Raw genomic sequence first — 20608 nt, forward strand, 5'->3', positions numbered from 1 at the left:
GGCGCGCCGCTGCTAGATGCGGTGCGCGGTGAAGGTCATCACCTTGCTGGCCGCCCGCATCAGCCCGGTGACGGCGCGCGGCAGCCTCTGGGCGCCGGCTTCCTCGGCATGCTGGGCATGGCGGGCCTCGTCGATCTTCATCTGCGCGACGATGGCGCGCGACCGTTCGTCGTGCGCCGGCAGCCGGTCGAGGTGGCCGTCCAGGTGCTGTTCGACCTGGCGTTCTGTCTCGGAGAGAAAGCCCAGGCTTACCGCGTCGCTGGCGCGGCCGGCCACCAGGCCGATCGCGAACGCGCCCGCATACCAGAGCGGATTGAGCAGGCTGGGCCGGTCGCCCAGCTCCTGCAGGCGCTGGCTGGTCCAGGCCAGGTGGTCGATCTCCTCACGCGCCGCGCGATTCATCGCCTCGCGCAGCGCCGGGTCTCGCGCGGTGAGGGCCTGCGCCTGGTAGAGCGCCTGCGCGCAGACCTCGCCCACGTGGTTGACGCGCATCAGCGCGCCGGACAACCGGCGCTCTTCCGGCGTGAGCTCGCGGCCCGCGGCCTCCGGCACGTCGGGCGCGGGGCGGGCGGCACGGGCGCCGCCCGACAGGGTGCGCAGCGCGGTGTCGGCGGCGTTCAGCAGGGCATCGGCTTGGATCATGATGGGGCCAAGCATAGCGAAACCGGGTGTTGCAGCCGCCGCGCCCGCCGTCGACGGCCGTTGCGCGCAGCCAACACAAGCCGGCTTTCCGTGGTCAATTCTTTGCATCGCACCGGGTGGTCTGGTGCAATCCGCCCAGCTTCCGCAAAGGAGGTTGGCCTGCGCGGCAGTCTTGATTCACGTGATCGGGCAGAAGTCGTGAGCGGGACCTCTTGTTCAACTTAGGAGATCGATGCAATGAAAAAATCTCTGTTCGCTCTGGCCGTTCTTGGCGCCTTCTCGGGCATGGCCGCTGCGCAATCGTCCGTCACGCTGTTCGGTATCGTTGACGCCAACGTCCGCTGGACCGACAACAACGGCACCAAGCTGACCGAACTGGGCAACAGCGGCCTGGCTTCGAGCCGCCTGGGCTTCCGTGGCGTCGAGGACCTCGGCGGTGGCCTGAAGGCCGGCTTCTGGCTGGAATCGGCCGTCAACAACGACGACGGCACCAGCAACGCCACCCGCTTCTGGCATCGTCGTTCGACCATCAGCCTGATGGGCGGCTTCGGTGAAGTGCGTCTGGGCCGCGACCTGGTCCCGACCTTCACGGGCTACGCCGACTTCGATCCGTTCGGCACCAACGGCGTCGCTGACGTCGGCCGTCTGCACACCAACCTGGCTTCGCTGCCCGCCGCTTCGCGTCCGGCTGTCGACACCCTGGTGCGTGCCGACAACATGGTCAGCTACTTCCTGCCCAGCACGCTGGGTGGCTTCTACGGCCAAGTGTCCGTCGCCGCTGGCGAAGGCACCGTCGGCAAGAAGTACATCGGTGGCCGTCTGGGCTACTCGGCTGGTCCCCTGAACGTCGGCGGCTTCTACGGCCAGACCGAATCGACCGGCGACGAAGACTTCAAGACCGGCGGCATCGCTGCCATGTACGACTTCGGCGCCTTCAAGCTGAACGGCATCGTGTCGGAAAACAAGTTCCTGTCGGCCAAGGAGCGTCACTTCACGTTCGGGGGCTCGGTGCCCGTGGGCGCTGGCCTGATCCGCGCTTCCTACACCAAGGTGCAGGGCCGTGGCTCGATCGACGGCAGCGACGCCGACCAGTTCGCGCTGGGCTATGTGCACAACCTGTCCAAGCGGACCGCCGTGTACACCACCGTGGCCATCATCAAGAACGATGGCAACGCGACCTACAGCGTCGGCGGCCGCAACACGGCCCTGGTGCGTGGCGGCGAAGACGACTCGAAGGGTTTCGAGCTGGGTGTTCGTCACTCGTTCTGATGGACCGGCTGCCGACAGGCAGCTTGTTCTCAGTCAAAAAGCCGCCTTCGGGCGGCTTTTTCGTTTCCGGGTAACGCAGGTGACAGGGTTGATAGGGGTTTTTTCCTGTGCAAGGCCTGCAACAGACCGACGCGCCTGATTCACGTGCTGGCAATAATGGCCCACGCTGAGTGACAGACAGGCGAATCCATTCGCTGCACGGAGACCATAAATGAAGCAAACGATTCTTGCGGCCGCCGCCGCTGCGACGATGCTGGCCTTTCCGGCGCATGCACAGTCCACGGTGGAAATCTACGGCACGCTGGACATGGCGGTGGATACCACCGACCGCACCACCGGTGTGTCCTCCGTGCTGCCCAGCCGGGTGGGGCGGCAGGAGCGCCTGGCGCCCAGCATGGCATCGATCAGCGCGCTGGGCTTCCGCGGCACCGAGGACCTGGGCGGTGGCCTGAAGGCCGCCTTCGTGCTGGAAATGCAGCCGACGCCGGACACCGGCACCCTGGGCAACGACGGCCGCGCCTGGGGCCGCCAGGCCTATGTGTCGCTCACCACGCCTTACGGCGAGATCCGCCTGGGCCGCCAATATGCGCCGTTCTTCTACGCCAAGGCGTTCTCCACCACCGAGCGGCTGGCCGGCACCGACCTGTTCACCGGCCTGCTCACCATCAACCAGCTGCAGGTGCGGCAGGACAACCAGGTGAGCTACTGGGCACGGGTGGGCCAGTTCACCGCCAGCGTGGCCGCATCGCCGAATGCCGGCGTGAGCCGCTCCGGCGTCACCGGCGCCGCACGCGGCGTCACCAACGGTGGCGCCCAGATCCTGGGTGGCCAGTCGGCAGGTGCCGAGGGCGCCGGCCGCACCTGGGGTGCGTTCGTCAACTGGGCGCAGAGCCCGCTGCCGGGCGGCCCGGGCGCCAGCGTCTCGGCGGCCTACCACACCAACCGCTTCAACGTGCCGCTGTTCCTCGGCGCCACGCCGCTGGCGGTGCTGGACGACTATCGCAGCTACGTGGTGTCGGGCCGCTACATCTCCACGACCGGCTGGGCGGTGGCCGCCGCCTACGGCGAGGGTTCCTACGACGTGAAGTCGACGCCCATCGCCGCCCTGCGCGACGGCATGGACATCCGTTCGTTCGCCGTCGGTGCCCGCTACCTGATGGGCAACTGGCAGGTGGGCGCGATGTACGGCGTGCAGCAGTTCAAGAACTTCACCGAAGGCAAGGACACCGCCTTCGTGCTGGGTGCCGACTACATGCTGAGCAAGCGCACCATGCTGTACACCCGCCTGGGCTGGCTGAAGGACGACGAGGGCAATTCCATCCTGGTGGGCCCGGGCGCCCGCCTGAACGGTGGCCCCGAGCCCTTCCTGGTGGCCACCGGCCTGCGTGAGGTGCCGGTGTGGAACGGCGTCGGCGTGAACTCTGGCGGCAAGTCCAACACCATCGGCATCGGCATCCGTCACACCTTCTGATCTTCTCGGCGGCCTGTCCGCCGAATCCAAGCGATACCGGCCCCGTGCCGGTATCTTCGTTTCAGGCATTCGGACTTACCCGCCTTGGCGGGCGGCACGCATTTTGCGGATGATCCGGGCTCTTTACTTTCCAGGAGTGCCCAAGGTGGTGCAATTCAAGACATCGGCGCTGGCGCCGGTGGTGCTCGCGGCTGTATTTGCAGCGCTGCCTGTTCAGGCCAAGACTTTGAAATGGGCCAGTGCCAGTGATATCCCTACCTGGGATATTCACTCCCAGAACAATGCGCTGGCCAACGGCGTGCACGCGTCGGTTTACGAATCACTCTTTTATTACAACGCCAAGTTCGACCTGGAACCGATGCTGGCCACGGGCTGGCAGCAGGTCAGCCCCACGCAGGTCCGCATCAAGCTGCGCACCGGCGTGAAGTTCCACGACGGTGCGGCCTTCACCGCCGACGACGTGGTGTTCTCGCTCACCCGCGCGATGGAAAAGACGTCGAACTACGGCGTGTTCACCCAGGGCATCGACAAGGTGGTGAAGGTGGACGACTTCACCGTCGACATCCTCACCCGCGGGCCCAACCCGGTGCTGCTGCGGCAGCTGACCGAGCTGCGCATGATGGACCGCGACTGGGCCGAGAAGAACAAGTCGCTGCAGCCCAAGGACATCAAGACCAAGGAAGAGAACTTCGCCCACCGCAACGCCAACGGCACCGGCCCCTTCATGCTCAAGAGCTGGGACCCGGACGTGAAGCTGGTGCTGGTGAAGAACCCCAACTGGTGGGGCAAGTCCGAGAGCAACCTGACCGAGATCGTCTACACCCCCATCAAGGCCGAGGCCACGCGCGTGGCCGCGCTGCTGTCGGGCGAGGTGGACATGGTGCTCGACCCTTCTCCCGCCGACCTGCCGCGGCTGCGCAGCGCCGGATCGCTCAAGGTGCTGGACGGCGCCGAGAACCGCACCATGTTCCTCGGCATGGACCAGTTCCGCGACGAACTCGCCGGCTCCAACATCAAGGGCAAGAACCCGCTGAAGGACGTGCGGGTGCGCAAGGCGCTGTACCAGGCCATCGACATCAACACCATCCAGCGCGTGACCATGCGCGGCCTGGCCCAGGTCACCGGCACGCTGATCGCGCCGCAGGTCAACGGCTGGACCAAGAAGGTGGACGCACGCTGGCCCTACAGCCCGGACGAGGCGCGCAAGCTGCTGGCCGAGGCCGGTTATGCCGACGGCTTCGAGGTGGACTTCGCCTGCCCCAACAACCGCTACATCAACGACGAGGAAATCTGCCAGGCGATCACCGCCATGTGGGCGCGCGTGGGCGTGAAGGCCAAGCTGCGCACGCTGCCGCTGGTGACCTACTTCCCGATGATCCAGCGGTATGAGGCCAGCATCTACATGCTGGGCTGGGGCGTGCCCACCTTCGACGCGCTGTACTCCCTGCAGTCGCTGGTGCGCAGCGTGGGTGCGCAGGGCGACGGCAACTACAACGTCGGCCGCTACAGCAACCCGCAGATGGACGCGCTGATCGAGCGCATCAAGAAGGAAGTGGACCAGAAGAACCGCAACCTGCTGATCGAGCAGGCGCTGCAGCTGTCGCACGACGACGTGTCGCACATTCCGCTGCACAACCAGGTGATTCCCTGGGCGATGAAGAAGAATGTGAACATGGTCCATCGGGCGGACAACCGGATCGACATGCGCACCGTGCGCATCGACTGACCGCCCTCCACCCCAGCGCCGCGGCGGTTCCAGGATGCAGCCGAAGGAACCTGCCGCCGGCCCGCCTGCCCGGCGCCCACCGTACCGCACCTGAAGGATTGCCGGCCCCTCGCAGGGCCCATGCAACACGCTGCACATGCTTGTTTTCATCTTCCGCCGCCTGCTGCAGGCCATCGTCGTCATGCTGACGGTGGCCTTCATCGCGTTCATGCTCTTCCAGTACGTGGGAGACCCGGTCACCAACCTGCTCGGCCAGGACGCCACGCCCGAGCAGCGCCAGCAACTGCGCGCCGACCTCGGCCTGGACAAACCCTTCCCGGTGCAGTTCGCCGCCTTCGTCGGCAATGCGGTGCAGGGCGAGTTCGGCCTCAGCCTGCGCCAGGGCCGCAAGGTCTCGTCGCTGATCGCCGAGCGCTTCCCGGCCACGCTGGAACTGGCGCTGGCCGCGGCCGTCATCGCGCTGGTCATCGGCGTGCCGATGGGGGTGTATGCGGCGCTGCGGCGCGGCAACTTCCTCAGCCAGGCGCTGATGACGTTCTCGCTGCTGGGCGTGTCGCTGCCCACCTTCCTGATCGGCATCCTGCTGATCCTGGTGTTCGCGGTCACGCTCAAGGTGCTGCCCAGTTTCGGCCGTGGCGAGGTGGTGTCGCTGGGTGGCTGGACCACCGGCTTCCTCACCGTGGACGGCCTCAAGCACCTGGTGCTGCCGGCCATCACGCTGTCCATCTACCAGCTCACGCTGATCATGCGGCTGGTGCGCTCCGAGATGCTGGAGGTGCTGCGCGCCGACTACATCAAGTTCGCCCGCGCCCGCGGCCTGCACACCCGCGCGGTGTACTTCGGCCATGCGCTGAAGAACACGCTGGTGCCAGTGATCACCATCACCGGCCTGCAGCTGGGCGGCCTGATCGCCTTCGCCATCATCACCGAGACGGTGTTCCAGTGGCCCGGCATGGGCCTGCTGTTCATCCAGGCGGTGCAGTTCGCCGACATCCCCGTGATGGCGGCCTACCTGTGCCTGGTGGCCCTGATCTTCGTGCTCATCAACCTGCTGGTCGACCTGCTGTACTTTGCAGTCGACCCGCGCCTGCGCATCGACGGCAGCACCGCTGGCCATTGAGCGTTTTCCGTTTTCCCCCAGGAAGTCATCACCATGCAGTTCAAGCCCACCCTGATCGCCGCCGCCCTGGCCCTGGCCTGCGGCCTGGCCCACGCCGTCACCCTGCGCGTGGCCGACGTCGGCGACGTGCAGTCGATGGACCCGCACTCGCTGAACGAAACCCTGCAGCTGAGCTTCACGCAGAACATCTACGACCCGCTGGTCAGCCGCGGCAAGGACATGTCGCTCAAGCCCGGGCTGGCCACCAAGTGGACCCAGACCTCGCCCACCGTGTGGCGCTTCGAGCTGCGCAAGGGCGTCACCTTCCATGACGGCACGCCGTTCACGGCCGACGACGTGGTGTTCTCCTTCAAGCGCGGCGCCTCCGAAGGCTCCGACATGAAGGGCTACACCAACCCCATCAAGGAAGTGCGCAAGGTCAACGACTTCGCGGTCGACATCGAGACCACCGCGCCGCTGCCCATCCTGCCGGACACGCTGACCAGCCTGTTCATCATGAGCAAGAAGTGGTGCGAGGAGAACAAGGCCGAGCGCCCGGTGGACCGCCGCAAGGGCGTCGAGAACTACGCCAGCTTCAAGGCCAACGGCACCGGCCCGTACCGCCTGAAGGAGCGCCAGCCCTCCACCCGCACGGTGATCGTGCGCAACAACAACTACTTCGAGAAGTTCGAAGGCAACGTCGACGAGGTGGTGTTCACCCCCATCGGCAACGACGCCACTCGCGTGGCCGCGATGCTGTCGGGCGAGGTGGACGTGATGGAGCCGGTGCCGCTGCAGGACGTGGATCGCCTGAAGGCCGGCGGCTTCACCGTGCTGCAGGGCCCCGAGCTGCGCACCATCTTCCTGGGCATGGACCAGAAGCGAGACGAGCTGCTGTTCTCCAACGTCAAGGGCAAGAACCCGTTCAAGGACGTACGGGTGCGCAAGGCCTTCTACCAGGCCATCGACATCGACGCCATCAAGTCGCGCGTGATGCGCAATGCCTCGTCGCCCACTGCGCTGATGGTGGGCCCGGGCATCCGCGGCTTCCAGGCCGACATGAACAAGCGCCTGCCCTACGACGTGGAAGCCGCCAAGAAGCTGATGGCCGAGGCCGGCTATCCCAACGGCTTCGAGGTGGGCATGAACTGCCCGAACGACCGCTACGTGAACGACGGCCCGATCTGCCAGGCCGTGGCCGCCAGCCTGGCGCGCATCGGCGTGAAGGTGAACCTGCAGACCGAGACCAAGAACACCTACTTCCCGAAGATCCTGCGCCGCGACACCAGCTTCTACCTGCTGGGCTGGACGCCGAGCACCACCGACTCGCACGACGCGATGTCGGCGCTGATGGCCACGCCCACCGACAAGGGCCAGGGCCAGTTCAACCTGGGCAGCTACAGCAACCCGAAGTTCGACGAGCTGGCCGCCAAGGTGGCCGCGGAAATCGACGACACCAAGCGCAATGCCTACATCCGCGAGGCCTTCAAGATCCACGCGGACGACGTGGGCCACATCCCGCTGCACCAGCAGGCGCTGGCCTGGGCCATGCGCAGCAACGTGAGCCTGGTGCAGCTGCCCGACAACCGGATGTTCTTCAAGTGGGTCACGGTCAAAGCCAAATGAGCACAGCCCCTGCAGCCGCCCCCGCCTGGTGGCAACGCGCGCTGGACAGCGATGTCTGGTTCAGCTTCCGCAGCTCGCCGATGGCCATCGCGGCGGCCTTCATCGCCGCGGTGTGCCTGTTCTGCGCGTTGTTCGCCTACGTGGTGGCGCCGTACAACCCGTTCGACCTGGCGTCGCTGGAGCTGTCGGACGCCCGGCTGCCGCCGGCCTGGCAGGAAGGCGGCAGCAGCAAGTACCTGTTCGGCACCGACGACCAGGGCCGCGACATCCTGTCCGCGCTGATGTATGGCGCGCGCATCTCGCTGCTGGTGGGCATCGCCTCCGTGCTGCTGTCGGTGGTGCTGGGCGTGGGCCTGGGGCTGCTGTCGGGCTTCGTGGGCGGCAAGATCGACGCCTTCATCATGCGGGTGTGCGACGTGATGCTGTCCTTCCCGTCCATCCTGATCGCGCTGCTGATCGACGGCGTGGGCCGGGCGATGTTCCCGAACGCGCATGACACGCTGGCCTTCGCGGTGCTGATCCTCGCCATCGCCATTCCGGGCTGGGTGCCGTATGCGCGCACGGTGCGCGGCTCCACCATGGTGGAGCGCAGCAAGGAATACGTGCAGGCGGCGCGGGTCATCGGCGTCAGCTCCAGCCGCATCATGTGGAAGCATGTGCTGCCCAACGTGATGGGGCCGGTGCTGGTGCTGGCCACCATCCAGGTGGCACTGGCCATCCTGACCGAATCCACGCTCTCGTTCCTGGGCGTGGGCGTGCCGCCGACGCAGCCTTCGCTGGGCACGCTGATCCGCGTGGGCAACGACTTCCTCTTCTCCGGTGAATGGTGGATCACCATCTTCCCCGGCGCGATGCTGGTGCTGATCGCGCTGTCGGTGAACCTGCTGGGCGACTGGTTGCGCGACGCGCTGAACCCGCGCCTGCGCTGAATGTTTTTCATCCATGACGGCACCCTTGCTTGAAGTACGCCACCTGCGGGTGGAGTTCCCTACACGGCGCGGCAACCTGCTGGCGCTGGACGACATCTCGTTCGAGATCCGCCCTGGCGAGATCCTGGGCGTGGTCGGTGAATCCGGCGCCGGCAAGTCGCTGACCGGCGCGGCCATCATCGGCCTGCTGGAGCCGCCGGGCCGCATCGCCGGCGGCGAGATCCTGCTGGACGGCAAGCGCATCGACAACCTGCCCTACGAGCAGATGCGCGCCATCCGCGGCCGGCAGATCGGCGCCATCTTCCAGGACCCGCTGACCTCGCTGAACCCGCTGTACACCATCGGCCGGCAGCTCATCGAGACCATCCGCACCCACCTGCCGCTGAACGAGTCGCAGGCGCGCGAACGGGCCATCCAGCTGCTGCGCGACACCGGCATCCCGGCGGCGGAGGCCCGCATCGACCAGTTCCCGCACCAGTTCTCCGGCGGCATGCGCCAGCGGGTGGTGATCGCGCTGGCGCTGGCGGCCGAGCCCAAGCTGATCGTGGCCGACGAACCGACCACGGCGCTGGACGTGTCCATCCAGGCGCAGATCATTTCGCTGCTAAAGCGCATCTGCAAGGAGCGCGGCGCGGCGGTGATGCTGGTGACGCACGACATGGGCGTGATTGCCGAAACCTGCGACCGCGTGGCGGTGATGTATGCCGGCCGCGTGGCCGAGATCGGCCCCGTGCACAACGTGATCCACAGTCCCTCCCACCCCTACACCTACGGCCTGATGGGCTCGATTCCCGCGATGGACGAAGAGCGTGAACGGCTGCTGCAGATCGACGGCTCGATGCCGCGGCTGACGTCCATCCCCAAGGGCTGCGCCTTCAATCCGCGCTGCCCCAAGGTTTTCGACCGCTGCCGCCAGGAGCGGCCCGGCCTGATGGATGCCGGCGCCACGCAAGCCGCCTGCTGGCTGGTGGACGGTGCCGAGCGGAGGGCCGCGGCATGAGCTTGGTGGAAGTGAACGACCTGGCCAAGGTCTTCGATGTGTCCGCGCCCTGGCTCAACCGGGTGGTGGAGCGCAAGCCGCGGCAGTTCGTGCATGCGGTCGATGGCGTCAGCTTCTCGATCGAGCGCGGCAAGACGCTGGCGCTGGTGGGTGAATCCGGCTGCGGCAAGAGCACCGTGGCGCGGCTGCTGGTGGGGCTGTACGGGCCCACGCGCGGCTCGGTGCAGTTCGACGGGCAGGACACCCGAACCGTGTTTGCCTCATCAGGCGCACGGGCGCTGCGCCGCCGCATGCAGATGATCTTCCAGGATCCATATGCCAGCCTGAACCCGCGCTGGAAGATCATCGACATCGTGGGCGAACCGCTGCGCGAGCACGACCTGGTGACCAAGAAGGACACCTTGCGCCAGCGTGTCGGTGAGCTGCTGCAGCAGGTGGGCCTGAGCGCGGCCGACACCGAGAAGTTCGCGCACCAGTTTTCCGGCGGTCAGCGGCAGCGCATCTCCATTGCACGCGCGCTGGCCACGCAGCCCGAGTTCCTGGTGTGCGACGAGCCCACCTCGGCACTGGACGTGTCGGTGCAGGCGCAGGTGCTCAACATCATGAAGGACCTGCAGCGCGAGCGGGGCCTGACCTACCTGTTCATCTCGCACAACCTGGCGGTGGTGCGGCACGTGGCCGACCAGGTGGGCGTGATGTACCTGGGCCGGCTGGTGGAGCTGGCGGACAAGGCCCAGCTGTTCGGCCAGCCGCGGCATCCATACACCCGCATGCTGCTGGACGCGATTCCCGACATCCACATGACGGGCCGGTCGCGGACGCCGGTGCAGGGCGAGGTGCCCAACCCGCTGAACCCGCCGACCGGCTGCGCTTTCCATCCGCGCTGCCCGCATGCCAATGCGCGCTGCAAGAGCGAGCGGCCGGCGTTGATCCACTTCCAGGGCATCCGCGTGGCGTGCCATGCGGTGGAAGAGGGCAGGATTTGATGACAGCCCCCAAGGCGGGCCTGAACGGCCCACCGCCCCCCGAGGGGGATCAAACGAACCTTGGGGCGGCCCGGCGGTTCGTTTGCTTGCCTAGCGCCTGATCAGCCGCTCGCCCGCGAACAGCTGCGGCACCTGCTCGCGCTCGCGGATGAGCGAGACGGTGCTGCCGTCCACCATCACTTCGGCGCCGCGCGGGCGGGTGTTGTAGTTGCTGGCCATCGTCATCGCATAGGCGCCGCAGGACAGCACGGCCAGGCGGTCGCCGGGCTTGACGGCCAGTTCGCGCTCGCGGCCCAGCCAGTCGCCCGATTCGCACACCGGGCCCACCACGTCCCACGGGCGCGTGGGCTCGTGGCGCGGCTTGCAGGGCACGATGCCCATGTAGGCCTCGTACATCGCGGGGCGCACCAGGTCGTTCATCGCCGCATCCACGATGCAGAAGCTCTTGGCGCCGGGCTTGAGCACCAGCACTTCCGTCACCAGCACGCCGGCATTGCCCACCAGCGAGCGGCCCGGCTCGAACAGCAGCTCGCGGTGGCCGTGGCCCCGCGCGTCCAGCCGCTTGAGCAGCTCGGCGATCAGCGCGCCCGCTTCGGGCGGCTCCTCGTCGGTGTAGGTGATGCCCAGCCCGCCGCCGACGTCGATGTGGCGGATCGGCATGCCGGCCAGCTCGACCGCTTCTACCAGGTCGAGCAGCCGGTCCAGCGCATCCAGGTAGGGCGACAGCTCGGTGATCTGGGAGCCGATGTGGCAATCGATGCCCACCACGCGCAGCCCCGGCAGCGAGGCCGCATGCCGGTAGGCCGACAGCGCCTGGGTGTGCGCGATGCCGAACTTGTTGCCCTTGAGGCCGGTGGAGATGTAGGGATGCGTCTTCGCATCCACGTCGGGGTTGACGCGCAGGCTCACCGGCGCGCGCACGCCCATGGCCACCGCCACCGACGACAGCGTGTCCAGCTCCGATTCGCTTTCGACGTTGAAGCAGCGCACGCCGGCCTGCAGCGCCTGGCGCATCTCGGCGCGGGTCTTGCCGACGCCGGAGAACACCACCTTGGCCGGGTCGCCACCCGCGGCGATCACGCGGGCCAGTTCGCCGCCCGAGACGATGTCGAAGCCGCAGCCGGCCTCGGCGAAGGTCTGCAGCACGGCCAGGCTGGAGTTGGCCTTCATGGCGTAACACACCAGGTGCGGCCGGCCGGCCAGCGCATCCTGGTAAGCCGCGGCGGCCGTGCGCATGGCATTGCGCGAGTACACGTACAGCGGCGTGCCGTATTCGTCCGCCAGGCGGTTGACGGGCACGTCCTCCACCACCAGCTCACCTTCGGTGTAGGCGATCCAGGGGCTGCCAGGCAGGTTCGCCGATGCACCCTCCCGCTGCGCGGAATCCCTCCACGACGGACGAGCGCCGCCTTCGGGTGGCCGGCCGGTGGCGCTCATCGCGCCACCCCGGAGGCCGCGCGCGGTGCGGGCGGCAGCTCCAGCGGCCCCTTCTGGCCGCAGCCGGCCAGGCCCAGCCCCATCGCGCACAGCAGGGCCGTTATCACGGGCCGAAGGCGCGCCGCTACACTCGAATCAGTTGTTGCATTCATGTCAAAGATTCTAGCCAGCACCATGTCACACACCGACCTCAGCGATCTGGAATACCACCGCCTCGCCGGCGCGGTGCTGGCCACCATCGAAAGCACCGTGGACGCCTGGCTGCAGGACGACGTCATCGACATCGACGCCAGCCGCACCGGCGGGCTGCTGGAGCTGGCCTTCCCCAACGGCAGCAAGATCGTGGTGAACACGCAGCCGCCGCTGCAGGAGCTGTGGGTGGCCGCGCGCGCTGGCGGCTACCACTTCAAGTACGTTGACGGCGCCTGGCGGGACCGCGAGGGCCACGAGTTGTTCGCGCTGCTCTCGTCGCGCGCCAGCGAGCAGGGCGGCAAGCCGCTGCAGTTCCGGCCCGCCTGATCGCAGCCGCCGGCCGCCCGCCGCTCAGCGGCGGAACAGGTCGAGGATGCCGCGCTTCTCGTCCTCGGTGGGTGCCTGCGGCATGCGGTCTTCCAGGCCCAGGCTGCTCACGCCGGCACCCTGGCCGAACTCTTCGAACACCCACTGGCCGCCGACGTTCACCACGCCCGAGGGCGCGCTGGCCTCCGTCACCGGCACGTTCTTGATGGCCTGGCCCATGAACTCGGTCCAGATCGGCAGCGCCAGGCCGCCGCCGGTCTCGCGGTCGCCCAGCTTGCGCGGCTGGTCGTAGCCGACCCACACCACCGCCACGGTGGACGGTTGCCAACCGGCAAACCAGGCGTCCAGCGAATCGTTGGTGGTGCCGGTCTTGCCGAACAGGTCCGGCCGCTTCAGCGTGCGCGCCGCCAGGTTGCCGGTGCCCGAGCGCACCACCTCCTGCAGCAGCGTGCCCATCACGAAGGCATTGCGGGCGCTGATGACCCGGGCGGATTCATCGGGCGGCGCCAGCTTGCGTTCCTGCAGCGTGCGACCGCGTGAATCGGTGATGCGGGAAATCAGCACCGGCGGCACGCGGTAGCCACCGTTGGCGAACACGCTGTAGGCGCTGGCCATCTCCATCGGCGTGACCGAGCCCGCGCCCAGCGCCATCGTCAGGTAGGCCGGGTGCTTCTCGGCCTCAAAGCCGAAGCGGGTGAGCCAATCTTGTGCGAAGGGCGCGCCGATGGACTGCAGCACCCGGATGGACACCATGTTCTTCGACTTGGCCAGCGCGGTGTGCATCGCCATCGGGCCGTCGAACTTGCCGTCGTAGTTCTTGGGTTCCCACGGCTGACTGCCCGTGCTGCCGGCATTGAAGAAGAGCGGCGCGTCGTTGACCACCGTCACCGGCGTGAAGCCCTTTTCCAGCGCGGCCGAGTAGATGAACGGCTTGAAGCTGGAGCCCGGCTGCCGCCAGGCCTGGGTCACGTGGTTGAACTTGCTCTTGCGGTAATCAAAGCCGCCCACCAGCGCGCTGATGGCGCCGGTGGTGGGTGACATGGCGATGAGCGCGCCTTCCACCTCGGGCACCTGGGTCAGCGCCCATTCCTTGCCCACCTGCACCGCACGCACCACCGCGCCGCGGCGGATCTGCTTCTGCGGTGCGGCCTTGTCGCTCAGGCCGGAGGCCACCGGCTTCAGGCCGTTGCCAGTGACGGTGATGGATTCGCCCGACTGCAGCACCGCCACCACCTTGCGCGGCGAGGCCTCCAGCACCACGGCGGCCTTCAGGTCGTCGTTGTCGGGATGGTCGGCCAGCGCCTCGGCGATGTGGGTGTCGATGTCGGCCGGGTCGGTGGGCAGCACCACGTAGGCCTCGGGGCCGCGGTACACCTGGCGCCGCTCGTACTCGATCAGGCCGCTGCGCAGGGCGCGGTAGCCGGCCATCTGCTCCGGTGCCTTGAGGGTGAGGTAGACGTTCAGTCCGCGGGTATAGGCGTCATTGCCGTACTGGTTGTAGACCAGCTGGCGGGCCGCCTCGGCCGCGAACTCGGCATGCACCGGCACTTCCGATGGCGCGCGGTAGCGCAGGGGCTGGGCCGCGGCCTCGCGCGCCTGGTCGGCATTGATGAAGCCGTTGTCGCGCATGCGCTCGATGATGTACTGCTGCCGCGTGGTCGCCCGCTTGGGGTTGACGATGGGGTTGTAGGCCGAGGGCGCCTTGGGCAGGCCGGCCAGCATCGCGGCCTCGGCCACCGTCACCTCGCGCAGCGGCTTGCCGAAGTAGATCTCGCTGGCCGCCGCGAAGCCGTAGGCCCGTTGCCCCAGGTAGATCTGGTTCATATACAGCTCCAGGATCTGGTCCTTGCTGAGCTGCCGCTCGATCTTCAGCGCCAGCAGGATCTCGTAGATCTTGCGGGTGAAGGTCTTTTCGGTGGACAGGTAGAAATTGCGCGCCACCTGCATGGTGATGGTGGAGGCGCCCTGGCTCTTGGCCTCGCTGAACTGCGCCAGGCCGGCGCGCAGCACCCCCAGGTAGTCCACGCCGCCATGCTGGTAGAAGCGCGCGTCCTCGATGGACAGCACCGCGTTCTTCATCACCGTGGGCATCTCGCCGATGGGCACGAAGTTGCGGCGTTCCTCGCCGTATTCGGCCAGCAGCACGTTGTCGCCCGAGTAGATGCGCATCGGCAGCTTGGGCCGGTAGTCGGTCAGGCCGCTGATCTCGGGCAGGTTGGGGTAGGCCACCGACAGTGCGATGGCCAGCAGCACCAGCACCGCGATGCCGCCGGCCGCCGCCAAGCCGAACAGCCAGGCCACGATGCGGCCGACCGACGCGGCCCAGCTGGAGCCGGCAGGCGTGGGTGGGGCAGGGCGAGGGGCGCGAGGAGCGGGCGGCGGCGTCTTGCCGTCGGTCTTGGGCATGAAGGTTTCCGAAGGCGGGGGCGCTTGAATTATAGAAACCGGGGCGCCGGCACCCCGTGTCCGCCGGTGACGGCTGCTTGGCCTGCGGCAACGCCCCTGAACTGGGGATTTCCCTCGTGCGGCGTGTGTGTTGGCGTGCCGCCGAGCAAGCGGGCATTTACCCGGCTTTTCCCATCTTGCACAAAGGCTTTACTGCTAGCATTGAAGTAACTTCTTAACAATCGCTGAAGTGTGCGGTGCGCAAGCGCCACACGTTGGGAGAACCCGGTGAGCTTTCTGGACGCGCTGCTGGGCCGCAAGCACCCGCCAACGATCGGCCTCGACATCAGTTCGTCCAGCGTCAAGCTGGTGGAGCTGGGGCAAAACAAGTCTGGCGACTATGTGCTGGAACGGTTTGCGTCCGAACCCTTCGAGAAGGGTTGGATTACCGACGGCCAGATCGAGAAGTTCGACGAGGTGGCCGAAGCCGTGCGCCGCGTAGTCGCGAAGAGCGGCAGCCGCACCAAGCAGGTCGTGATGGCGATGCCGCAGTCGGCCGTCATCACCAAGAAGATCATGCTGCCGGCCGGCCTGCGCGAGGAGGAACTCGAGGTGCAGGTCGAGTCCGAGGCCAACCAGTACATCCCGTTCTCGCTGGACGAGGTGAGCCTGGACTTCTGCGTCATCGGCCCCAGCCCCACGTCCATGGGCGACGTGGAAGTGCTGATCGCCGCTTCCCGGAAGGACCGGGTTCAGGACCGCCAGGGCCTGGCCGAGGCCGCCGGCCTGAAGCCGGTGGTGCTGGACATCGAATCGCACGCCTCCCGCCTGGCGATGAGCCGCGTGATCCATGCGCTGCCCAACGAGGGCAAGGACGCGCTGGTGGCGCTGTTCGAGATCGGCGCCGACGTCACCAGCCTCAAGGTGCTGCGCGACGAGGAGATGCTCTACGACCGCGACCAGGCCTTCGGCGGCTCGCAGCTCACGCAGCTCATCTCGCGGCAGTACGGCTTCTCGTTCGAGGAGGCCGAGCAGAAGAAGCTGTCGGGCGACCTGCCGGAGGACTACGAGTCCACCATCCTCAACACCTTCGTCGACAGCCTCTCGCAGGAAATCGGCCGCGCACTGCAGTACTTCTTCACCAGCACGCCGCACCACAAGGTGCACTACGTGATGCTGGCCGGCGGCACCGCCACGCTGCCGGGCCTGAAGGAGCGGGTGACCGACCTGACCGGCTTCGCCTCCATGGTGGTGAATCCGTTCGACCAGATGAAGCTCGGGTCCGCGGTGCGCGAGGCCAAGGTGCGCCGCGAGGCGCCGTCGTACCTCACCGCCTGCGGGCTGGCGATGCGGAGATTCACGCAGTGATCCTGATCAACCTGCTTCCTCACCGGGAAGCGCGGCGCAAGCGCCGCAAGGCGGCGTTCTTCGCCGGCCTGGGCATGTCCGCGCTGGTGGGCCTGCTGGTGGTGGTGCTGTGGTACCTCGGCCTGCAGCAGCTGAAGGCCGGGCAGGACGAGCGCAACTCGTTCCTGCAGCGCGAGATTGCGCTGCTGGAGGGCCAGATCAAGGACATCGCCACCCTGCGCGCCGAGATCGACAGCCTGAAGGCCCGGCAGAAGGCCGTGGAAGACCTGCAGACCGACCGCAACGTGCCGGTGCACCTGCTCAACGAGCTGACGCGCCAGACGCCCGAAGGCGTGTACCTCACGTCCATCAAGCAGACCGATTCGGTGATCGCGGTCACCGGCATCGCGCAGACCAACGAGCGGGTGTCGGAGCTGCTGCGCAACGCGCTCTACAACTCCGAGTGGCTGGAGCGGCCCGAGCTGGTGGAGATCAAGGTGGCCACGCTGAAGCCGGCCGACAACCGCGAGCAGCGCCGGCTGTTCGACTTCTCCATGCGCGTGTCCATCAAGCGGCCGGCCGCTCCCGCCGGCGCCGCCAGCGCCGCTTCGGCGCCGCGCGTGGCTTCCTGAGGCGGTGGCGATGGCAACCTCCTCCAAGCGCATGAGCATCGACATCAACGAGTCCTTCGAACGGGCCGCCGCCCAGTTCCGCGGCCTGGACATGAAGGAGCCCGGCCAGTGGCCGCTTCTGCCCCGCCTGGCGGCCTGGGCGGTGGTCACGCTGATCGCCGTGGCGCTGGGCTGGGTGCTGCTGCTGTCGGAAGAAGCCGACCTGCTGCAGGCCGAGCGCGACCGCGAGCCGGCCCTCAAGGCCGACTACCGCGCCAAGCTGAACCAGGCCGTCAACCTGAGCGAGCTGCGCAAGCAGAAGTCGCAGGTCGAGGAATACGTGGTGCAGCTGGAGAAGCAGCTGCCCGGCAAGGCCGAGATGGACGCGCTGCTGTCCGACATCAACCAGGCCGGCCTGGGCCGCGGGCTGCAGTTCGAGCTGTTCCGCCCCGGCCAGGTGGTGGTCAAGGACTACTACGCCGAGCTGCCGATCGCCATCCGCGTGAGCGGCCGGTACCACGACATGGGCTCCTTCGCAGCCGACGTGGCCAACCTCTCGCGCATCGTCACCCTGCACGACCTGAGCATCAGCACCCCGGTGCGTGATGCCAACGGCGCACTGGCGATGGAAGCCACCGCGCGCACCTACCGCTACCTGGACCCGGCCGAGATCGAGGAACAGCGCAGGGCCCGTGCGGCAGCCAAGGCCGCGGGGGCCAAGAAATGAAGCGCCGCCTGATACCCACCGGCGCCGCATGGCTGGCGCTGGGCTTGTTGGCCGGCTGCGGCGCCGACGACACCGAGCTGAACGCCTGGATGCAGCAGCAGAAGAACGAGGTGCGCCCCAGCGTGCAGCCGCTGCAGCCGCCCAAGCGCTTCAACCCGCAGGCCTACAACGGCGGCGACGCGGTGGAGCCCTTCAGCACCCAGAAGCTCAGCGTGGCCCTGAAGCAGGAGGCGCGGCAGCCGAGCAGCCTGCTGGCCGCCGAGCTGAACCGCCGCAAGGAGCCGCTGGAGGCCTTTCCGCTGGACAGCATGAGCATGGTGGGCAGCGTGAGCCGCCTGGGCGCGCCCTACGCGCTGCTGCGGGTGGACAACCTGCTGTACCAGGTCAAGGCCGGCGACTACCTCGGCCAGAACTACGGCCGCATCACCCGCATCACGGAAACGGAAGTGACGCTGCGCGAGATCGTGCAGGACGCTTCCGGCGAATGGACAGAGCGCAGCACCAGCCTGCAGCTGCAGGAAGGCAAGCGATGACGAAGAACCAGGAGAAGCGCACTATGACCCGTTGGAAGGCCTGGGGCACGGCCATCGTGCTGGCCATGGGCGTGCCCATCGCCGCATTGGCGCAGGGGGTGATCCAGTCGATCACCAGCACCCAGCAGGCCGGCAGCGAGGTGGTGCGCATCGAGATGAGCGAGCCGCTGGCCGCGGTGCCCGCGGGCTTCGTGGTGCAGGCGCCGCCGCGCATCGCCATCGACCTGCCCGGCGTGAGCAGTGCGCTGCCGCGTTCCATCGTCGAGCTGAACCAGGGCAACCTGCGCTCGGTGAACGTGGCCCGCGGCGGCGACCGCACGCGGCTGGTGCTCAACCTGAAGCAGGCCGCCACCTACCGCGCACAGCTGGAAGGCAAGGCCCTGCTCATCGTGGTGGACAGCGGCGGGCCGGCCGACGCGACCATGGCTGCAGCCGCCACGCCGCCCGGCACTGCGCCGGCCGCGCAGCAGGCAGCCGCGCCGGTGCACTTCGCGCCCAGCCAGAACACCGATCCGCTGTCGCTGCGCGACATCGATTTCCGCCGCGGCCAGGACGGCGCCGGCCGCGTGGTGGTGGACCTGCCCAACAGCCAGGTGGGCGTGGACATCCGCCAGCAGGGCCAGCAGCTGGTGGTGGAGTTCCTGCGTTCCACGCTGCCGGACCGGCTGCGTCGCCGCCTGGACGTGGCCGACTTCGGCACGCCGGTGGGCGCCATCACCACGGTGCAGACGGGCGACCGCGTGCGCATGACCATCGAGCCGCGCGGCGCCTGGGAGCACAGCGCCTACCAGAGCGACAACCAGTTCGTGGTGGAAGTGCGGCCGATGGTGATCGACCCCAACAAGCTGGTGCAGGGCCCCGGCTACTCGGGCGAGAAGCTGTCGCTCAACTTCCAGAACATCGAGGTGCGGGCGCTGCTGCAGGTCATTGCCGACTTCACCAACTTCAACGTGGTGACCAGCGACACCGTGACCGGCACCGTCACGCTGCGGCTGAAGGACGTGCCCTGGGACCAGGCGCTGGACATCATCATGCAGGCCAAGGGCCTGGGCCTGCGCAAGAACGGCAACGTGCTGTGGATCGCGCCGAAGGACGAGCTGTCGGCCAAGGAGCAGGTGGAGCTGGAGGCGCGCAAGAAGATCGCCGACCTGGAGCCGGTGCGCACGCAGTCCTTCCAGCTGAATTACACCAAGGCCGAGGAAGTGGCCAAGGGCCTGACCGGGCAGAGCACCGGCAGCCAGCCGGGCGGCCAGGGTGGCGGCGCTGCGGTGGCCACGCGCATCCTGTCGCCGCGCGGCAGCGTGATCTTCGAGACGCGCACCAACCAGCTGTTCGTGTCCGACATCCCCAGCAAGCTGGAGGAGGTGCAGGCCATCATCGCCAAGATCGACATCCCGGTGCGCCAGGTGCTGATCGAGGCGCGCATCGTGGAAGCCGACGACACCTTCGGGCGGGCGCTGGGCATCAAGCTCGGCGGCTCCGACCTGCGCGGCGTGCAGGGCGGCATCCCGGGCTGGAGCGTGGGCGGCGGCAACTACGTCACCGTGGGCGGCGGCTACAACGCCGTGAACGGCCAGACCGGCCAGAGCCCGAGCACCGACGTCAACCAGCTCAACAGCGACACCGGCCGCTACAACAACCAGTTCATCAACCTGCCGGCCAACGTCACCAACCTGGGCGGCTCGCAGGCGGCCACCTTCGCGCTGTCGCTGTTCAGCGCCTCGGCCAACCGCTTCCTGAACCTGGAGCTGTCGGCCCTGGAGGCGGACGGCAAGGGCAAGATCGTGTCCAGCCCGCGGGTGGTGACGGCCGACCAGATCAAGGCCGTGATCGAGCAGGGCGAGGAGATCCCCTACCAGGTGGCCACCTCCAGCGGCGCCACGTCCATCCAGTTCAAGAAGGCGAGCCTGAAGCTGGAAGTGGTGCCGCAGATCACGCCGGAGGGCAACGTGATCCTGACGGTGGACGTCGCCAAGGACAGCCGAGGCGCGGCCACCACGGCCGGCCCGGCCATCAACACCAAGCATGTGAACACGCAGGTGCTGGTGGAGAACGGCGGCACGGTGGTGCTGGGCGGCATCTTCACGCAGGAAGAGCGCAACGACGTCAACAAGGTGCCGCTGCTGGGTGACATCCCGGTGGTGGGCCACCTGTTCAAGAACACGGTCCGGTCGAGCAACAAGACCGAGCTGCTGGTATTCATCACGCCGAAGGTGGTGACCGACCGCGTGACCGCGCGGTAACGGGCACTTCGGCCAAAGCAAAGCGAGATGACGACGATGATGCGAATGTTGAAGGCAT

18 protein-coding genes are annotated in these 20608 nt (G+C 67.6%); 14 read left to right on the top strand and 4 right to left on the bottom strand.

Annotated elements, in window-relative coordinates; all coding sequences use genetic code 11:
* Positions 1-12: 12 nt before the first annotated feature.
* Complete coding sequence (gene coq7, locus VO99_RS17020) at positions 13-642, bottom strand: 2-polyprenyl-3-methyl-6-methoxy-1,4-benzoquinone monooxygenase (RefSeq protein ID WP_046114232.1); 630 nt, start codon at positions 640-642, stop codon at positions 13-15.
* A gap of 237 nt (positions 643-879) precedes the next feature.
* Between coq7 and VO99_RS17025 the strand changes: the two genes are divergently transcribed.
* The 8 genes from VO99_RS17025 (at position 880) to VO99_RS17060 (ending at position 10748) form a co-directional block, all read left to right on the top strand.
* Positions 880-1911 carry a porin gene (locus tag VO99_RS17025; RefSeq protein WP_046114100.1) on the top strand — a complete coding sequence of 344 codons (1032 nt, stop codon included), beginning with the start codon at positions 880-882 and terminating at the stop codon, positions 1909-1911.
* Positions 1912-2122: 211 nt separating this feature from the next.
* A complete protein-coding gene (locus VO99_RS17030) occupies positions 2123-3382 on the top strand; it encodes a porin (RefSeq protein WP_046114101.1) in 1260 nt (419 codons plus the stop codon).
* Positions 3383-3491: 109 nt separating this feature from the next.
* The gene (locus VO99_RS17035; RefSeq protein ID WP_083440678.1) at positions 3492-5108 is read left to right on the top strand and encodes an ABC transporter substrate-binding protein; all 1617 of its coding nucleotides are present in this window, start codon (positions 3492-3494) and stop codon (positions 5106-5108) included.
* Between the two features lie 136 nt (positions 5109-5244).
* Entirely contained in the window at positions 5245-6228 is a 984-nt protein-coding gene (locus tag VO99_RS17040; protein WP_046114102.1) for an ABC transporter permease, read from the top strand.
* A gap of 33 nt (positions 6229-6261) precedes the next feature.
* Complete coding sequence (locus tag VO99_RS17045; protein ID WP_046114103.1) at positions 6262-7833, top strand: ABC transporter substrate-binding protein; 1572 nt, start codon at positions 6262-6264, stop codon at positions 7831-7833.
* Complete coding sequence (locus VO99_RS17050; RefSeq protein WP_046114104.1) at positions 7830-8762, top strand: ABC transporter permease; 933 nt, start codon at positions 7830-7832, stop codon at positions 8760-8762. Before VO99_RS17045 ends, VO99_RS17050 begins: the two co-directional genes overlap by 4 nt.
* 13 nt (positions 8763-8775) lie before the next feature.
* Positions 8776-9762, top strand: a complete 987-nt coding sequence (locus tag VO99_RS17055; protein ID WP_046114105.1) for an ABC transporter ATP-binding protein — start codon at positions 8776-8778, stop codon at positions 9760-9762.
* A complete protein-coding gene (locus tag VO99_RS17060; protein ID WP_046114106.1) occupies positions 9759-10748 on the top strand; it encodes an ABC transporter ATP-binding protein in 990 nt (329 codons plus the stop codon). Before VO99_RS17055 ends, VO99_RS17060 begins: the two co-directional genes overlap by 4 nt.
* 90 nt (positions 10749-10838) lie before the next feature.
* Here VO99_RS17060 and lysA read toward each other — a convergent pair whose 3' ends face one another.
* Both lysA and lptM read right to left on the bottom strand, forming a co-directional pair.
* Positions 10839-12185, bottom strand: a complete 1347-nt coding sequence (gene lysA / locus VO99_RS17065; RefSeq protein ID WP_083440679.1) for a diaminopimelate decarboxylase — start codon at positions 12183-12185, stop codon at positions 10839-10841.
* Positions 12182-12469: an LPS translocon maturation chaperone LptM gene (gene lptM, locus VO99_RS31985; RefSeq protein WP_375136402.1), complete on the bottom strand. Its 288-nt coding sequence runs from the start codon at positions 12467-12469 to the stop codon at positions 12182-12184. The genes lysA and lptM overlap by 4 nt, the downstream gene beginning before the upstream one ends.
* On the opposite strand from lptM, the gene cyaY reads away from it, so the two are divergent.
* Complete coding sequence (gene cyaY, locus VO99_RS17070; protein WP_046114107.1) at positions 12360-12704, top strand: iron donor protein CyaY; 345 nt, start codon at positions 12360-12362, stop codon at positions 12702-12704. The two genes, lptM and cyaY, sit on opposite strands and share 110 nt — an antisense overlap.
* 24 nt (positions 12705-12728) lie before the next feature.
* Here the strand turns inward: cyaY and VO99_RS17075 are convergent, their stop codons facing one another.
* Complete coding sequence (locus tag VO99_RS17075) at positions 12729-15110, bottom strand: penicillin-binding protein 1A (protein ID WP_046114108.1); 2382 nt, start codon at positions 15108-15110, stop codon at positions 12729-12731.
* Between the two features lie 267 nt (positions 15111-15377).
* Between VO99_RS17075 and VO99_RS17080 the strand changes: the two genes are divergently transcribed.
* From VO99_RS17080 to VO99_RS17100, 5 genes are read left to right on the top strand one after another with little or no spacing between them, the layout of a single operon-like run.
* A complete protein-coding gene (locus VO99_RS17080) occupies positions 15378-16457 on the top strand; it encodes a pilus assembly protein PilM (RefSeq protein ID WP_046114109.1) in 1080 nt (359 codons plus the stop codon).
* Positions 16454-17068 carry a PilN domain-containing protein gene (locus VO99_RS17085; RefSeq protein WP_046114110.1) on the top strand — a complete coding sequence of 205 codons (615 nt, stop codon included), beginning with the start codon at positions 16454-16456 and terminating at the stop codon, positions 17066-17068. Before VO99_RS17080 ends, VO99_RS17085 begins: the two co-directional genes overlap by 4 nt.
* Before the next feature lie 10 nt (positions 17069-17078).
* Positions 17079-17774 (top strand): type IV pilus inner membrane component PilO, encoded by a 696-nt coding sequence (locus VO99_RS17090; protein WP_046114111.1) that lies wholly within the window; start codon positions 17079-17081, stop codon positions 17772-17774.
* The gene (locus VO99_RS17095; protein WP_046114112.1) at positions 17771-18307 is read left to right on the top strand and encodes a pilus assembly protein PilP; all 537 of its coding nucleotides are present in this window, start codon (positions 17771-17773) and stop codon (positions 18305-18307) included. Before VO99_RS17090 ends, VO99_RS17095 begins: the two co-directional genes overlap by 4 nt.
* Positions 18308-18330: 23 nt before the next feature.
* Complete coding sequence (locus VO99_RS17100; RefSeq protein WP_232315397.1) at positions 18331-20550, top strand: type IV pilus secretin PilQ; 2220 nt, start codon at positions 18331-18333, stop codon at positions 20548-20550.
* The last annotated feature ends 58 nt before the right edge of the window (positions 20551-20608 follow it).

This window comes from Aquincola tertiaricarbonis (assembly GCF_000969605.1).
Classification (GTDB): Bacteria; Pseudomonadota; Gammaproteobacteria; order Burkholderiales; family Burkholderiaceae_C; genus Aquincola; species Aquincola tertiaricarbonis.

Bases quoted from the DNA above. Each gene is read 5' to 3' on its own strand.
- VO99_RS17035 (WP_083440678.1), top strand. From the start codon at position 3,492: ATGATCCGGGCTCTTTACTTTCCAGGAGTGCCCAAGGTGGTGCAATTC.
- VO99_RS17030 (WP_046114101.1), top strand. From the start codon at position 2,123: ATGAAGCAAACGATTCTTGCGGCCGCCGCCGCTGCGACGATGCTGGCC.
- VO99_RS17060 (WP_046114106.1), top strand. From the start codon at position 9,759: ATGAGCTTGGTGGAAGTGAACGACCTGGCCAAGGTCTTCGATGTGTCC.
- VO99_RS17075 (WP_046114108.1), bottom strand. From the start codon at position 15,110: ATGCCCAAGACCGACGGCAAGACGCCGCCGCCCGCTCCTCGCGCCCCT.
- VO99_RS17050 (WP_046114104.1), top strand. From the start codon at position 7,830: ATGAGCACAGCCCCTGCAGCCGCCCCCGCCTGGTGGCAACGCGCGCTG.
- VO99_RS17055 (WP_046114105.1), top strand. From the start codon at position 8,776: ATGACGGCACCCTTGCTTGAAGTACGCCACCTGCGGGTGGAGTTCCCT.
- VO99_RS17095 (WP_046114112.1), top strand. From the start codon at position 17,771: ATGAAGCGCCGCCTGATACCCACCGGCGCCGCATGGCTGGCGCTGGGC.
- coq7 (WP_046114232.1), bottom strand. From the start codon at position 642: ATGATCCAAGCCGATGCCCTGCTGAACGCCGCCGACACCGCGCTGCGC.
- VO99_RS17040 (WP_046114102.1), top strand. From the start codon at position 5,245: ATGCTTGTTTTCATCTTCCGCCGCCTGCTGCAGGCCATCGTCGTCATG.
- VO99_RS17100 (WP_232315397.1), top strand. From the start codon at position 18,331: ATGACCCGTTGGAAGGCCTGGGGCACGGCCATCGTGCTGGCCATGGGC.
- VO99_RS17090 (WP_046114111.1), top strand. From the start codon at position 17,079: ATGGCAACCTCCTCCAAGCGCATGAGCATCGACATCAACGAGTCCTTC.
- cyaY (WP_046114107.1), top strand. From the start codon at position 12,360: ATGTCACACACCGACCTCAGCGATCTGGAATACCACCGCCTCGCCGGC.
- VO99_RS17045 (WP_046114103.1), top strand. From the start codon at position 6,262: ATGCAGTTCAAGCCCACCCTGATCGCCGCCGCCCTGGCCCTGGCCTGC.
- lptM (WP_375136402.1), bottom strand. From the start codon at position 12,469: ATGTCGATGACGTCGTCCTGCAGCCAGGCGTCCACGGTGCTTTCGATG.
- VO99_RS17025 (WP_046114100.1), top strand. From the start codon at position 880: ATGAAAAAATCTCTGTTCGCTCTGGCCGTTCTTGGCGCCTTCTCGGGC.
- lysA (WP_083440679.1), bottom strand. From the start codon at position 12,185: ATGAGCGCCACCGGCCGGCCACCCGAAGGCGGCGCTCGTCCGTCGTGG.